The 14,445-nt window shown below is 46.0% G+C and carries 13 protein-coding genes and 1 pseudogene; 7 read left to right on the top strand and 7 right to left on the bottom strand.

Going from position 1 to position 14,445, the window contains the following annotated elements; all coding sequences use genetic code 11:
- Positions 1-719 precede the first annotated feature (719 nt).
- The 5 genes from HMPREF1141_RS16230 (at position 720) to HMPREF1141_RS16210 (ending at position 5,830) form a co-directional block, all read left to right on the top strand.
- Positions 720-2,363, top strand: coding sequence for an ABC transporter substrate-binding protein (locus tag HMPREF1141_RS16230; RefSeq protein WP_035317379.1), 1,644 nt, complete (start codon positions 720-722; stop codon positions 2,361-2,363).
- An 88-nt stretch (positions 2,364-2,451) separates the two neighbouring features.
- Positions 2,452-3,441, top strand: coding sequence for an ABC transporter permease (locus HMPREF1141_RS16225; protein WP_009066585.1), 990 nt, complete (start codon positions 2,452-2,454; stop codon positions 3,439-3,441).
- Entirely contained in the window at positions 3,431-4,282 is an 852-nt protein-coding gene (locus tag HMPREF1141_RS16220; RefSeq protein ID WP_009066552.1) for an ABC transporter permease, read from the top strand. Before HMPREF1141_RS16225 ends, HMPREF1141_RS16220 begins: the two co-directional genes overlap by 11 nt.
- An 8-nt stretch (positions 4,283-4,290) precedes the next feature.
- Complete coding sequence (locus tag HMPREF1141_RS16215) at positions 4,291-5,223, top strand: ABC transporter ATP-binding protein (protein WP_009066576.1); 933 nt, start codon at positions 4,291-4,293, stop codon at positions 5,221-5,223.
- Positions 5,213-5,830, top strand: a complete 618-nt coding sequence (locus tag HMPREF1141_RS16210; RefSeq protein WP_009066607.1) for an ATP-binding cassette domain-containing protein — start codon at positions 5,213-5,215, stop codon at positions 5,828-5,830. The genes HMPREF1141_RS16215 and HMPREF1141_RS16210 overlap by 11 nt, the downstream gene beginning before the upstream one ends.
- On the opposite strand, the gene HMPREF1141_RS16205 is transcribed toward HMPREF1141_RS16210, so the two are convergent.
- The 3 genes from HMPREF1141_RS16205 to HMPREF1141_RS16195 form a co-directional block, all read right to left on the bottom strand.
- Positions 5,811-7,130, bottom strand: a complete 1,320-nt coding sequence (locus HMPREF1141_RS16205; RefSeq protein ID WP_009066641.1) for a HAMP domain-containing sensor histidine kinase — start codon at positions 7,128-7,130, stop codon at positions 5,811-5,813. The genes HMPREF1141_RS16210 and HMPREF1141_RS16205 overlap by 20 nt on opposite strands.
- Entirely contained in the window at positions 7,123-7,824 is a 702-nt protein-coding gene (locus tag HMPREF1141_RS16200) for a response regulator transcription factor (protein WP_009066781.1), read from the bottom strand. The genes HMPREF1141_RS16205 and HMPREF1141_RS16200 overlap by 8 nt, the downstream gene beginning before the upstream one ends.
- A gap of 180 nt (positions 7,825-8,004) precedes the next feature.
- A complete protein-coding gene (locus tag HMPREF1141_RS16195) occupies positions 8,005-9,195 on the bottom strand; it encodes a YibE/F family protein (protein WP_009066597.1) in 1,191 nt (396 codons plus the stop codon).
- A 258-nt stretch (positions 9,196-9,453) separates the two neighbouring features.
- Between HMPREF1141_RS16195 and HMPREF1141_RS16190 the strand changes: the two genes are divergently transcribed.
- Positions 9,454-10,584: a YibE/F family protein gene (locus HMPREF1141_RS16190; RefSeq protein WP_009066613.1), complete on the top strand. Its 1,131-nt coding sequence runs from the start codon at positions 9,454-9,456 to the stop codon at positions 10,582-10,584.
- Between the two features lie 699 nt (positions 10,585-11,283).
- Here the strand turns inward: HMPREF1141_RS16190 and HMPREF1141_RS16185 are convergent.
- A complete protein-coding gene (locus tag HMPREF1141_RS16185; RefSeq protein WP_009066765.1) occupies positions 11,284-11,574 on the bottom strand; it encodes a helix-turn-helix transcriptional regulator in 291 nt (96 codons plus the stop codon).
- Positions 11,575-11,626: 52 nt separating this feature from the next.
- Complete coding sequence (locus tag HMPREF1141_RS17750) at positions 11,627-11,833, bottom strand: type II toxin-antitoxin system RelE/ParE family toxin (protein ID WP_242824623.1); 207 nt, start codon at positions 11,831-11,833, stop codon at positions 11,627-11,629.
- A 17-nt stretch (positions 11,834-11,850) separates the two neighbouring features.
- Here HMPREF1141_RS17750 and HMPREF1141_RS17745 point away from each other — a divergent pair.
- Positions 11,851-11,979, top strand: a pseudogene (locus HMPREF1141_RS17745) (IS200/IS605 family transposase); the annotation flags it as partial.
- A 114-nt stretch (positions 11,980-12,093) separates the two neighbouring features.
- Here HMPREF1141_RS17745 and HMPREF1141_RS16180 read toward each other — a convergent pair.
- Positions 12,094-13,152, bottom strand: coding sequence for an NAD(P)H-dependent oxidoreductase (locus HMPREF1141_RS16180; protein ID WP_035317346.1), 1,059 nt, complete (start codon positions 13,150-13,152; stop codon positions 12,094-12,096).
- Positions 13,153-13,176: 24 nt separating this feature from the next.
- Complete coding sequence (locus tag HMPREF1141_RS16175) at positions 13,177-14,415, bottom strand: hypothetical protein (RefSeq protein ID WP_009066507.1); 1,239 nt, start codon at positions 14,413-14,415, stop codon at positions 13,177-13,179.
- Positions 14,416-14,445 lie beyond the last annotated feature (30 nt).

Here is a 14,445-nt window from a genome sequence, read left to right as displayed (position 1 = left end):
TTTTATATCTCTTAATTTTGTTATAGCGGTTACTATGAGAAATATTAAGATGAGTTGCTGTCATAGTCAAATTAAGGTCACATTCCAGAAGAGCATCTTTGATGATTGATTTTTCATAATTTTCTACCATCTGTATTTCTGCGGCCCGGTGCTCAATATGGATGGACAGTTAAAATGAAATTAACAAAGAGTTTGCCAAAAATATTGTTGCAATACTTCGAATTTCATTGAGTTTGGCAGATGAATTCATTGGAGGTGCACTTTTGTCACAAGAAAACCTGTTTCCTCCAGAAGCTACATTCTGCCTTAAAATAATAACAGGACAAAAAGTTAAAGAATTTAAAATATCCTCCGACACTCGATGATTTGCCCAAAGCAATTTATAGTGTTTTCTGCTGTACGTGAAAAGCACCACACGTTGAGAATTAAAATCCAAAGTTAAGTAAGTAATCTTGTGTAGACCATATATCCGGGTTAGGACGATCTGAAATTTTACAGCGTTATGCAAGCAAAGTCTGTGTTTAAAAAATTAATTTCTGTGCCAAAGTTAGAAAGAAAAATATTTCCATCTGAAAGTCGGATAGGATTTCAAGAAAGAATCTTAAATAATCTGAAATTTGCTTGCTTAGTATTGTGATAACTGCATGATAATATTATAATTTCCAACGGGGTTAGAGAATGCTAACTACTTTTTTAATGGAAAGGTAGATTGAATGTCTATGAAAAAACGATGGAATAAAATAAGATTAGCTGCGGGGCTGATGAGCATCTTGTTGCTTGCTGCTGGTTGTTCCGCACAACCACAATCGAACTCATCGCAATCGTCCGCCAATCCAGCTACAGATGTAGCTGCAAAAGATGAAGTAATTGTTGCGGTTGGCGGGGAGAAGGAATCCGGATATGATCCCTGCACGGGATGGGGGAGCAGCGGTACTCCCATCTTTCAAAGCAAGCTGCTGGATACGGATACAAACAATCAGTTGAAAAATGACCTTGCCACCGAATATAGCGTCAGCGAGGACGGCCTTACCTGGACGTTCAAAATTCGCGATGATGTGGTTTGCCATGATGGTGAGAAACTCACCGCAAGCGATGTAGCCTTTACATACAACAAGACCAAGGAAAACGGCATTTCCACCATTGATCTGACGCTGTTGGACAAGGCCGAGGCAACTGACGACACAACGGTCGTGTTCCGCATGAAGTCTCCTATGTCCACCTTTATTTATCAGACGGCTGCCTTGGGGATCGTGCCAGAGCATGCTTACAGCGATCCGACAGCTTATGCACAAAAGCCTATCGGTTCCGGCCCTTATAAATTTGTACAGTGGGATAAAGGACAGCAACTGATCGTAGAAGCAAACGAGAATTATTACAATGGCAACCCTCCTTTTAAACGCCTTGTACTTTTGTTCCTCAGCGATGACGCGGCATACGCGGCACTGCAGGCCGGACAAGTTGATGTAGCAAAAATTTCAGAAAACCTCGCGGTAAAGGGAATGTCCGGCTATAATTTGGTGGATTGCAAAACCAACGATTTCCGTACGATAGCGCTGCCTGTCCAAAAGCCTGGTGAAACCAGCAAAGAGGGATACGCAATCGGCAACGAAGTGACCAGCGATCTGGCGATCCGCAGGGCACTGGCGAATGGCGTCAATCGCCAGAAGATCATCGACACGGTGCTTAACGGTTACGGCGAGGTTGCCTACACCATTTCCCAGGGTCTGCCATGGGATAATAAAGAGGTAATTCTCACCGACGGCAATGTGGAAGCGGCAAAGAAAATTTTGGATGATGCCGGCTGGGTGGATACCGATGGTGATGGGATCCGCGAGAAGAACGGCAGGAAAGCAGAGTTCAGTTTGATTTATGCTTCCGACGATTCTACCCGTCAATCGATTTCCATGGCATTCAGTGAGCAGGCAAAGACGTTTGGCATCAATGTGATTACCGAAGGTCTTTCCTCCGCAGACCGTAACCCCCGCAAACACAAGGACGCCTTTATGTTGGGTGGCGGTGACTATAACCCCACTCCTGTTTACAATGCGCTTTATGGTGCTTACGCAGCAAAAGGCGGCTGGTATAATATTGTAGCGTATAAAAACCCAACGGTTGACAAGTATCTTGAAGCAGCCATAGCGGCAACCACGCAGGAAGAAGCCAATCAGTACTGGCAAAAAGCGCAGTGGGACGGAACGACCGGTGGCAGCATTCTTGGTGATGCGCCTTATATTTACGTGGCAAATATCAGCCATCTTCATTTTGTCCGGGATGGAATCAGCATAGGCGAGCAGAAGATTCACCCTCACGATCATGGCTTTGCGGTATTGGGCAACATCATGGACTGGAGCGCTGTAAAATAGTCTGAATTCAGTATCAAGGTAAATGCGGCCATACCCGGTTGTGGTTTGGCCGCATTTTGCATGAAAAGAAGGGAGAAATGAGAGTGCGATGAAAAAAGGTGTAGCAAAAATAATCGCAGAAAATTTTTTACGCGGTGTCACATTGCTGATTGCAGTGGTCATCGTCACCTTTCTGCTGGCAAATGCATCACCCATCGATCCAATTAGTGCTTACGTCGGATCGGAAAGCGCAATCAGTGAAGAGCAAAGGGCGGCGATTGCCGAATACTGGGGCCTTAACGAGCCTCCGGCCGGCCGGCTCGTTAGCTGGTTAAAGGCGCTTGCAAATGGTGATATGGGCAGATCCTACTACTTTCAACAGCCTGTAACCGCAGTAATAGGGGAACGTTTCGCGCAATCCATTATGCTAATGGGGGTTGCATGGGTGCTGTCGGGAATTTTCGGATTTCTGTTGGGGGTCATTTCAGCGGCTTGCCGCAATAGTCCGATCGATAAGGCGATTAAGGCAATTTGCCTGCTGCTGTCCTCCAGCCCGGCATTTTGGCTGGGACTATTGCTGATGATGGTATTCGCGGTAAAGCTTGGGTGGTTTCCGCTGGGGCTTTCCGCACCGATCGGTAAGCTGGCGGGCGAGGTGACAATCTGGGAGCGGCTGCATCATTTGGTATTGCCGGCAGTCACGCTTTCCATCACCGGAGTGTCCAACATTGCGCTGCATACCCGGCAGAAGCTGATTGACATTATGGAAAGCGACTTTATGCTCTTTGCACAGGCACGAGGAGAGGGAAAATGGCAGGCGATCCGCCGTCATGGATTCCGCAATATTCTTTTGCCGGCTGTTACCCTGCAGTTTGCGGCGATCAGCGAGCTGTTCGGCGGCTCGGTGCTGGCGGAGAATGTTTTTTCCTATACCGGCATCGGACAGGCCGCCGTGCTTGCAGGAACTCACGGGGATACACCGCTGCTGATGGGAATTGCTTTGTTCAGCGCATTGTTTGTCTTTTGCGGAAATATGATTGCCAATCTGCTTTATCCCGTGATCGATCCTCAAATCAGGGAGGTAGCACATGCCAAGTAAAATCGTTGCAGTAGGAAAACCTTTGATCAATCGCCGCACATGGACTTTGGCGATCGTCATAGCGGCAATCGTGATTTTGATTGGTGTGGCGGCAGCAGGTGTTTTTATGCTGCCGGATGCCTATGCCACCAATTTTGAAAACAAGAATCTGCCGCCGTCATTCTCGCATCTGTTCGGCACCGACTGGATGGGCCGCGATATGCTTGCGCGCACAGTAAAGGGACTTTCCACCAGTATCCTCATCGGCGTATTGGCGGCAGGCATCAGCTCTGTGATAGCGGTCATTCTGGGTACCCTTTCGGCCGTTATGGGGAAAAAAGTGGATCAGGCTGTCTTGTGGCTGATCGATATGGTGCAGGGCATTCCTCACCTGATTCTGCTGATGCTCATCTCTTTTATGCTCGGCAAGGGCCTGCAGGGCGTTATGGTAGGTATCGCAGTCAGCCATTGGCCCAACCTGGCACGCGTTGTCCGTGCGGAGGTTCTGGCGGTAAAGAACGCACAGTTTGTACAGGCGTCCCGCAAGATGGGGCGCAGCCGGTTGTTTATCGCCGTGCGGCATATCCTGCCCCATGTAGTTCCACAATACATTGTCGGATTGATTTTATTATTCCCACATGCTATTTTACATGAAGCCTCCATCACTTTTCTGGGGTTTGGGCTGTCTCCGGAGGAACCGGCGGTCGGTGTCATTTTGTCTGAATCCATGCGGTATCTGACCTCCGGATTTTGGTGGCTTACGGTACTTCCCGGCGCGGCGCTTTTGTTGATTGTACTGCTGTTTGATGCGATCGGGGACAATTTACGAACCATTATAGATCCATACAGCGCACAGGAATAGGAGGAATTATGTCACAGAAAAAAGAAAAGCCTCCGGTTCTGGAGGTAACAGATCTGTCTATTTGTTTTCGGATGTATGACCGCGGATTGAACCAGAAGGAACTGAAGGTCATATCCAGCTTGAACATTGCTATTAATACGGGCGAAATTTTGGCAGTAGTAGGTTCGTCCGGAAGCGGCAAAAGCCTGCTTGCCCACGCCATTTTAGGAATATTGCCCCACAACAGCTCCTACTCCGGCTCCATGAAGTATTGCGGCCGGGAGCTGACCCCCCACCTGCAAAAAAAGCTGCGGGGAAAAGAAATCGCGCTGGTTCCGCAGTCGGTGGGCTATTTAGATCCCATGATGCGCGTCGGCAAGCAGGTCATTGGAATTCACGGAACGGAGCGGCAGCAGCAAGAGGTGTTCCGGCGGTTCAACCTTTCGCCGGAAACCGCACAGAAATATCCCTTTCAGCTTTCCGGCGGCATGGCACGCAGGGTTCTGGTATCTACGGCGGTCATTACGGACGCACACCTGATCATTGCGGACGAACCTACTCCGGGACTTAATCCGGAAGTGGCGGAGGAAACCATGCGCTATTTCCGCGAGATCGCCGATGCCGGAAATGCCGTTATGCTCATCACACACGACATTGATCTGGCACTCAGCATTGCCGATAAAATTGCTGTTTTTTACGCGGGAACAACCGTAGAAATCGCACCGGTACAGGATTTTCTTGAAGGAAAGGAGCGCCTGCGCCATCCATATACAAAAGCGCTGTGGGATGCTTTGCCGCAGAACGATTTTGTTCCCATTTCCGGGCTGCAGCCTTATGCGGGCAGCCTGCCCAGCGGGTGCCCCTTTGCGCCGCGCTGCCAGTACCGCACCGACGACTGCTCGGGAGAGGTGGAGATGCGTAAAATGCGAGGAGGAGAGGTGAGGTGCAAGCATGCTACTTGAGGTAAAAAACGTAAGCTTTGGATATTCCCCCAAAGAGCTGATATTAAAAAATGTGAGCTTTTCGGTAGACAAAGGCGAACGTGTGGGCCTAGTTGGCCCTTCCGGCTATGGAAAAAGCACGCTTTCGAAACTCTTAGCAGGCTACCTGGTGCCTACAGAGGGCGAAATCCTGTTCGAAGAGAAGCCCTTGCCTACCACAGGCTATTGCCCGATACAGCTTATTTATCAGCACCCTGAAAAAGCGGTAAATATACGGTGGAAAATGCGCCGGATTCTGGAGGAATCCTGGGCTCCCGACGATGCGTTCCTACAAAAGATCGGAATCGAAAAGCAATGGCTGGATCGCTGGCCCAACGAACTGAGCGGTGGCGAAATGCAGCGCTTTTGCATCGCACGGATCCTCGGGCCAAAAACCAAATTCCTTCTCGCTGATGAAATCAGTACCATGCTGGATGTCATTACACAAGCGCAGATTTGGCAGCTGGTGCTTTCGATCGTAAAAGAGCGCGATATGGGGATGATCGTGGTAACCCACAGCGAAGCGCTGGCTCAAAAGGTCTGTACGCGCATCATCGATCTTCCGGCTCTCAACGCAGCAGGGCGTTAGGGATTTCCGGTATCCAGAGAGTACATTGGAACAAATCGTCGCGCTTATCGATACGCAAGCATCCGCCGTTCCGTCTGATTAACTCATCGACACTTTTCAAACCGATACCGGCGCTGGAAACAGCGCCGGTCTTTTCTTGCCGGATATGATTGCCAAAGGATATTTCCATACGATCTTCCAGTTTGTGGCAGGATACCTCTATGACAAAAGCGGGATCAGCATATTTGAGTAGATTGGAGAAAATATTATCGAATATCCGCTGTAAAGAAGCTTTGCGAATAGAAAAGAACGTGAGTTCTCCTTCATCCCTTGAAACCGAGCATTGAAATAAATGTGATTCCAGAAGAACAAGCCCATCATCGATGAAGAGGTCTATGATAGAGCTGTCGCAAAAAACATCTTCTGATTTGAATTCATCCATACTGGTCAAAAAGTGATTGAACATATTTTCTGAAAGAGTCTTTAGTTGAATCGCCTTTTCTTCCGCCTTATAAAGATACTGCTCTCGTATTTCTTTGTTAGGGCAGCGCTTTTGATTCACAATATCCAGGTATCCAATCAGACTGGTAACAGGTGTGCGCAGGTCGTGGGACATGTGCACCGCGAATTGGTCGCGGTCCTTGCGTGCCTTTTGGAAGCGGATAATCTGCCCCAGCAGGGAATGACGCATTTTATTGACATCCTGCGCAAGGGATGAAAGCTCATCGTTTCCCTTTACTGTAATGGGAAAATTGAGATTTCCACTTTCAATGTTTTTTATCTCGTCAGCCAGGTGATGGATATAAACAACTTTTCTGCGTACATAGTAGAGCATAGTCAGAAGAAATGTAACAAAAAATATGGTCAGACAGAGAAGATTCACTCTATCGACATAGCGGTGACGGGCAAATGTACTGACAACGGCGGTTACCTCCGCGTCATAAAATCGCAGAGGATACGTTTTTTGCCATGGCAGGGGAGAAGTTAACCGACCGCTTGATAAATTCCCCGTACGATAAGAAATCGTTGAATCATAAATCAGATGGCTTCCATAATATAAGCACAAGGTCGTAAGCTCGCGCCCTTCTACCCATCTGGATATAAAATGATAATCCAAAGCAGAAACCTTGCTGTTATCGATATGTTCCTGTAGATTTTGTATTTCTAAATCCTGTTGTCGTTCTACAAAGGCAGGATCACTGAACTTGTCCTCGATCCATAGCTCACCGACTTTATGTATTGCTAAAAAAGCAACGGAAGCAATCAAAAAAGCAGATAATGTACAAAGAGCCAATTTTGAACTCAGTTTTATCTTAAACAATTTGGTAGCCCTCCCCCCAAACAGTAAGGATATATTTTGGACGTTGAGGGTCCGCTTCAATTTTTTGCCGCAGGTTTCGAATATGCACCATTACCGTATTGTTGGCAGAAGGGAGATAAGGTTCCCCCCAAAGCTGTTCATAAAGACTTTGCACAGAAAATACGGTTCCTCGGTTTTGTGACAGAAAGGACAATAGCTGGTACTCCTTATGGCGTAAAAGGATTGGCGTACCATTTAAAAAAACTTCTCCGGAAGTGGGATGCACAGCAAGGCTGTTGATCTGAATAAAGTCCTGATTCAAATTTAAGCTGTAATTTTTTCCTCGATAGATCTGGTAGCGGCGCAGGATCGCTTTGACTCTTGTTAAAAGCTCTGCTGGGATAAACGGTTTTGTCAAATAATCATCGCCGCCGGAATCGAATGCGGCTTCTTTATCGGAAATCAAGCTTTTGGCACTCAGGTACAGAATGGGAGCAGTGGTAAATCTGCGCATTTTTTTACAAATCGCAAAGCCGGAGTCCCCGGGTATCATAATATCCAAAATAATCAGATCGATATTGCCACTCAATAAGGACAACGCCTCTTGTCCATTGCAGGCCTGCAGTGTGAAGAACCCCTCACTTTGCAGCAGGGCGGAAATGACTTCACATATATCACAATCATCATCAACAATCAGAATGGTAGATGTCTGCATTTTAAATTGCCTCCAAATTGGTTTAACTTGTATCGGCAGTTAACCTCAATCAGAAAGATAAAAGAAAGCTTTGGACATAACTTATAGATTTGGTTCGCTGATGATGCCGAATGAATTTTATACGGGCACAAACGAATGTGTTTTAATCCAGGTAAGCTATAAATTTCTGAAAGGTTATCATCAGGAGTTTTCTTCTTTTCTCCGGAGATAGATAAGTCCACAGGTAAATACTGTAAATGGAATTGTAAGCATGATAGCCAAACTGCCGATTAACGCTTGTAAAAACTCAACAATGATTACCTCTCGGTTCAAAAGGTGCATGATGGAATTAGAATAAGTAAGCAGTAATATAATGCTTGATAAAGAGCTTCCGATATAGGCCAATACCAGTGTGTTTGCCATGGTACCCATGATATCACGCCCTATACGCATACCGCTTTTTAGTAATTTTTGAAATGTGATATTAGGAGCATGTTCGCATAATTCGAAAAGCGAAGAGGAAATATCCATAGCTACATCCATAATAGCGCCCATTGCACCAATGATAATCGCTGCAAAAATGATTGCAGTAAGATCAATTGGCTTGTCCGGATTGAGAAAAATTAAATAGACGGAGTGTTCATCTACAAATCCTGTGAGAAGAAGTATTTTGCTCATGATATTAGTAGCGATAGAGGCAAAGATGATTCCTGATACACAACCAATCATAGTTGCAAGTGTTTTTTTACTGATTCCGTTAATTAATACCAAAGTCATGACAATAGTGTAGAAGCAGGTAATTGCAGCGCCGATATAAGCGTTAAAACCATTCATAACAGATGGCACAAAAACCAGAAAAACAAATAGAAAGGTAAAAGTCAGTGAAAGTAGGGTGTTAATACCTTTCCCTCGCCCAATCAGTAAAACCAGTCCTGCAAATATCATTCCTAAAATCACAATTTTATCAAAACGATAATAGTCCCCGAACTGCCAGGCGGTGATAGAGGGATCTGATGGGTCTGTTTTGAAAAGCATAATACTATCTCCTGGCTCTACTTCCTTTATCAACTCACTTCCACTATACATACTGTCAATTGATTGTTGTGCATCAACTACCTGATCTTTATAAAGCCCGTTTTTAATCTTACAGGTAAAACGAATGATTGTGTTTGTAGAACTCTCCGTTTCGCCAAACGGCGATTCAACAGATGATCGATCGAGTATATCAATTACCTGTCCCTTAGCAACTTCTTCACCTGATTCATTGAATAATGAAAAGTCTTTCGTAACAATGTGATTGCCAACTAATATAGCTACAATAGAGAAAAACACCACTGATATCCATATGACAGCACCTTTTATGTAAAATTTATGTTCTTTCGTTCTAATCATTAAAACAGACTCCATTTCTCTAACAGATTTCTATACAAGCATTTTATTTCTGGTATACATATTCAGACAAACTCAGCTGTGGAACATAGCTTTTATTTCAATATTTCTACAGCGTTTTGATTTTATAGTCATTCGATTAAATTTCATATTGCTCTCCGCTTAGAACAAAAGTTGTATTTGTACATTCATCATATTTCATTACAATCAATCATAGATTTATAAAACATACCAAAGACAAGCACTCTTTTTGGAGGTAATATGAAAAAAATTGCAATTTGCTTTGAGTACATCATAATATGTGCTTTAGCAGTAATTACGATTTACTATGGGCATCAATATGCTGTGGATAAAATCCATTCAGGGATCATTTATGATAAAGAGACGGAAATAGATTCTATGCTTTATGGTCAAGTTGTTTCTATTGAATCATCTAACGAGAATGTACAAAATCCAGGTCAAATGGAGATCGTCTTTTTAGCTAAAATTTTTGAAGGAGAAAAGCATAAGAATGAAGTCGTTCAGGCGAAACAGATCATCAGCAGCGATGATAAGCAATCCATCCCAATCTCTATTGGTGAAAAAGTAGCGCTTTTATCTTATGGCGATATATATTTGTTTCAGTATTATTATCGATTGGACAAAATCATAATACTCGGAGCCGTATTTACAGTGCTTATCCTGCTAATGGGCGGAAGCAAAGGCTTTCGTACACTGCTGGCACTGGGGTTCACCTGTTTATCTATTTTTTATCTATTTATTCCTTTTGTTCGTGCTGGATATAACGTGTATATTTCTTGCGGACTTACCTGCCTGTACATTATTGCCACAACATATGCGATAGTCTATGGCATAAATCAAAAAAGCATCACAGCCGCCTTTAGCTGCATTGTAGGTGTTTTGGCCTCAGGTCTTATCACTTTTATCATGGATAAAGCAATGAAACTCACTGGATATATAAATGATGAGGCTTTCATGTTGGAAACATTGTTAGGGATTGAGAATGTGAGTGTGAAAGCGATCTTGTTTTCCATGATCACTATAGGAGCTTTAGGGGCTGTTATGGATGTCTCTATGTCTATTATTTCACCACTATGGGAATTGAAAGCCAATGATTCTTACATTACTGCCGGAGCGCTGATACAATCAGGATTTTCAATTGGACGGGATGTAATGGGAACAATGACCAGTACTTTGGTTCTTGCTTATATAGGGGGATCTCTTATTACGGTGCTCATGTACTCTGCATCTAACTATCCGCTGATTAGTTTGTTGAATAAGGAAGAGATTATCTATGAATTCTTACAATCACTTACTGGAAGTTTAAGCTTATTGGCCACAATTCCTGTAGCAGTATTACTTTCCACCGTAACGTTGTCAAAAAGCAGATAAAGGTTAAGACTTTTAATTAATCAATTGATGGAGAAAATCATTTTTTCTTCTCACATAACATAAAAATATAAACTGCCTTGACAGAAAGGCTATTCTTCTGTCAAGCAGTTTTTTTATAAACCCCAATATCTAAATCATTATATTTGCGATACGCGTACAGGTGTGTTCAACAAAAAAAGCATAGACACAAAAAACAAAGCTATAGAGGATCTTAAGAATTGTTTCCACTGAGTGGGCAGGATCGAATCTATGTCTTTCTTTTCTCATTTGTTCCTAACATTTTCACCGGCAATATAATATTAGTAAAATGAATAAATAATTGAATTTCAGTAAATAAGTTGCAACTGTTGTAAATTTCAATTTTGACCTTATTAAAATCTATCTCTATATAGATAAAATCATTTGTATAATTGACCTGCCTATCTTGGTATGGGCAAAAAAACTAAGCACTCAAATGCAAACGATATTCATTTGCGTTTGAGTGCATTATAATATTATTTACATTAAAAGTCAAGATTACACTTTTGAACAATGATATCAAATCTAATTAATAGAGGATCGATGGTTTGTAGAGGCGAAGAGGTAAGGTGGTTCTGATATCGGTCGATAAACTATCCGAATTCATTTTGTATTCTAGCTGGTATTATTAATAAAACTAAAAAGGCAGTCACAAATTGGGTGACTGCCTTTGATTTTTCTTTATTTATTTGTGGTTGGTACAAACTCTATCTTCAATTTCATACCCATACCAGCTGCAAGCCGTTGGAGCGTCCTTAAAGACGGGTTTGCGTTCCCGTTTTCGAGCTTGCTAATATCACCTTGTGCGATACCAGTTATTTCAGCAAGCTGTTTTTGAGTAATACCAGTGCCTTTCCGCGCATCAATCATTGCCTGAATCATCGCAAATTCAGGCTCTAATGCATCATATTCAGCCTTTATTTCCGGATCGCTCAGCTGATCCTTTAAAAAATCGTTAAAATTGGTGTTCATGCTTTAAGCCTCTTTCTCTTCAGGTATCCGGCACGGTACTGTTTTGCTCGTTCTATTTCAGCAGGAAATGTTTTCTGTGTTTTTTAACGAATCCGTTCGTAATAATCACTCGCCGTTCAACAAAAAAGAAATATAAAACGCGGGAAATATCTGAACCAGCCTTAGCACGTAATTCGAAAATACAATCACCCAAAGGCTTAGAATAAGGTTCCCTGAGTTCAGTTCCATTATCGGCCAGTATTGAAATTGTTCTTAACATTTTAGTGCGCATTTTCTTATGTAGATACGGTTGGAAAGAATGCAAAAAGAATAGTAGAATACATCCAAAATTAACTGGAAGAAGATAAGCTAGAGGATCAATTGACATCTAGAGAATATCAGGACCCTTTTAAGGGCAACAAGTAACAAGCCATTGCAAATGTCAGACCGTACCAGTCATTGCAATGGCTACCAGTAATAGCGGGTTATACCCGCTTCTAAAATACCACCGGCTAGTCGGTGGTATTTTATTGTAATAAATTAATCCAGCAGGGTGCTGCGGATTCGGGCCGCAAATTCATCCAGCCGCTCTCCGATCCCTGGCAGGGCCAAAGCTTCGCCGGGGTCGTTGGCCGTCTCCAGCATGGAAAACCGGCCGGGGAGAAAGAACGACTTGTTCATATTCAGTCCGGCAATCAGTTGCCGGGCTACGATATCGCCCCCGGAGTAGCCGGATACCACAATGGAGAAAAGCGCCTTATCGTAAAAGCGTGTCTGGCGAAACAGGGCGGTAAGACGGTTGATAAAAGCGGTCAGGTTGGCGGACAGCGCGTCATTATAATTGGGACAGAGCATCACTACCCCGGCACACCGGCGAACGGCGGGGTAGACCTCATCCTGCATCACGCCGCCGTAGAAGCAGCCCCCTCGTTCGCCAAAGTGGAGGCACATGGTGTAGGGGCAGCCCGAGCAGTCTGAGAGGGTGCCGTTGCGCAGCCCGATTTCGGTCACAGTGAACGCGTCGCCAAGGCGGGACCTGACTTCCTCCCACAGCGCCAGGGTGTTGGAGGTATGGTGGCTGGAGGCGTGGAGCACCAAAAGTTCCGGTTTCTCCGGCTTGGGGAAGATTTCCCGCTCCAATCGGTCGGCCAGTTCCCGTGCGGCCGCGCGGTAGGCTCCCAGAAAATCAGTATTCAGCTGCTTGGCCTGAACCTTAAAGTTGACGAGGGAACCGGTACCCTCTACCAGTGGGCGGCCCAAAAACGCACAGCCGGCCAGATTGGCTGCTAGAGCCAATTCTGCCGCCGCCGACTTGGTATAGAAAGGGGAGGTTCCGTCTACGATCAATCCGGCCGTGCAGCCCTCCAGCAGCCCGGGCTCTCGGCGCAGGCGAGCCAGCAGTTTGACATACTCTATATTTGTGCCGGTATCCCCAAGGGGTAAGGCGAAAAGGAGACGCTCGCCGGCCAGATCGATCAGATCCTCCGCCCGGCGCAAAGTGCGGGTCTCCCGCCCCTCCAGGGCATGATGTAAAATTCCGTCCAGACGCATGTCTGCTCCCTGGGCGTCCGGATAAGGACAGACTACTATCAGGGACATTCCATTAACCTTCTTCTCAAACAGTTATAAAATCTCTTTCAGATGCTGCGCCGCCTCACGAATATGGCCGAACAGGGCGTCCGGCATATGGGGCAGCAATTCGGTTTCGATGCCGGCGGTGGTAAAGCGGTTCTTCACACCCATATAAATGCCGTCCAAAAAAACAGAGCCGCAGTGCCACTCCCCCCGCAGGGCGAGCAACAGGGATAAAGCGCCGGAGGACAGGGCGGGAGCCACATAAGGCTTAAAGCCCAGCTCACGCATCTTTAAATTCGCCGTCACGGTGAGATGCGTCAGCTCCTGAGACAGCGCCTCGTCATAGTTCTGGATAGAGTTGGCAATGAAAAGCCCGGTGCCGTGGGGGCCAAAGGAACGCCCCTCCGACAGAAAGGAAGACAACCGTGCATCCCGCTTGGCATAGTAGGCGGCCCGGGCATTCATTACACCAAGGCCAAAGCCCTGAATCTGTTCGGGGCGCAGACCTTTGCCGTCCCACACGCCGGATTCATCGCGGTTGCTTTCCAAATAGGCGGTTTTGGCCAGGGGATCCACCGGATCGGACACGGCGCACCACAGGCCCTGGAATCGGGCATCGCGGGCCATTCTGGCATAATGCTTCACAATAGAGGCGTTCGCCTCGAACTGGGCCATGCGTACGTCCTTGACCTGAGACCCCACCGGAGGAATGCCTTTCGAAGCCACAAAGACAAACACATCACAGTCGAAGATGTGGTCGGGGGAGACGATCTCCACCTCGGGCAGGGCGTCGTAATCCCAGGGTAGCGCGACCTGACCCATCTCGAATTCCCAGCGGGCAGTGATCTGATCCGACAGATCGCAGATACCGATGGAAGAGATGACGTCCCCTCCCAGCAGCTTCAACCCGGTGAGCAAAGTGGAGCCTACATCCCCGATGGCCAGCAGATTGACCCGCCGCTTGCCAGATTTCGGGGCGGCGGTGAGCAATTCTTCCCATCCGGGACGGCCCGTGTTGACCGCGGTGAGCCGGCCCTCGGCGATGGCGGCCAGGGTAGGGTCGTCGACTTCTGCCTCGGTCAGACGAGAGGCGTCCAGCACCTCCAGCCCATGGGGGGCCAGCAGCTGTCCCGGATGGCCGATACGGAAAGAACCTCTGTCCAAAACCGCGTCCCCGGGAACCGGAGCAAAGAGCCTTCCCTCCGTCACCGGAGCAATGGGCGGGCCGAAGCCGTCCAGAGGGGTGAGAGACACCAGATGAGCGCCCTTGTAACTATAGTAATACATAGCATCACCTTCCAGAAAAATGAATTGTGG

Origin of the sequence: Clostridium sp. MSTE9, assembly GCF_000277625.1 — a bacterium.
Lineage (GTDB): Bacteria > Bacillota > Clostridia > Oscillospirales > Acutalibacteraceae > Faecalispora > Faecalispora jeddahensis.
This window is presented reverse-complemented; position numbering and strand designations above follow the sequence as displayed.

What these genes read in the sequence shown, in the direction of transcription:
- HMPREF1141_RS16230 (WP_035317379.1), top strand. Translation starts at nt 720, where the DNA reads ATGAAAAAACGATGGAATAAAATAAGATTAGCTGCGGGGCTGATGAGC.
- HMPREF1141_RS16225 (WP_009066585.1), top strand. Translation starts at nt 2,452, where the DNA reads ATGAAAAAAGGTGTAGCAAAAATAATCGCAGAAAATTTTTTACGCGGT.
- HMPREF1141_RS16220 (WP_009066552.1), top strand. Translation starts at nt 3,431, where the DNA reads ATGCCAAGTAAAATCGTTGCAGTAGGAAAACCTTTGATCAATCGCCGC.
- HMPREF1141_RS16215 (WP_009066576.1), top strand. Translation starts at nt 4,291, where the DNA reads ATGTCACAGAAAAAAGAAAAGCCTCCGGTTCTGGAGGTAACAGATCTG.
- HMPREF1141_RS16210 (WP_009066607.1), top strand. Translation starts at nt 5,213, where the DNA reads ATGCTACTTGAGGTAAAAAACGTAAGCTTTGGATATTCCCCCAAAGAG.
- HMPREF1141_RS16200 (WP_009066781.1), bottom strand. Translation starts at nt 7,824, where the DNA reads ATGCAGACATCTACCATTCTGATTGTTGATGATGATTGTGATATATGT.
- HMPREF1141_RS16195 (WP_009066597.1), bottom strand. Translation starts at nt 9,195, where the DNA reads ATGATTAGAACGAAAGAACATAAATTTTACATAAAAGGTGCTGTCATA.
- HMPREF1141_RS16190 (WP_009066613.1), top strand. Translation starts at nt 9,454, where the DNA reads ATGAAAAAAATTGCAATTTGCTTTGAGTACATCATAATATGTGCTTTA.
- HMPREF1141_RS16185 (WP_009066765.1), bottom strand. Translation starts at nt 11,574, where the DNA reads ATGAACACCAATTTTAACGATTTTTTAAAGGATCAGCTGAGCGATCCG.
- HMPREF1141_RS17750 (WP_242824623.1), bottom strand. Translation starts at nt 11,833, where the DNA reads ATGTTAAGAACAATTTCAATACTGGCCGATAATGGAACTGAACTCAGG.
- HMPREF1141_RS16180 (WP_035317346.1), bottom strand. Translation starts at nt 13,152, where the DNA reads ATGTCCCTGATAGTAGTCTGTCCTTATCCGGACGCCCAGGGAGCAGAC.
- HMPREF1141_RS16175 (WP_009066507.1), bottom strand. Translation starts at nt 14,415, where the DNA reads ATGTATTACTATAGTTACAAGGGCGCTCATCTGGTGTCTCTCACCCCT.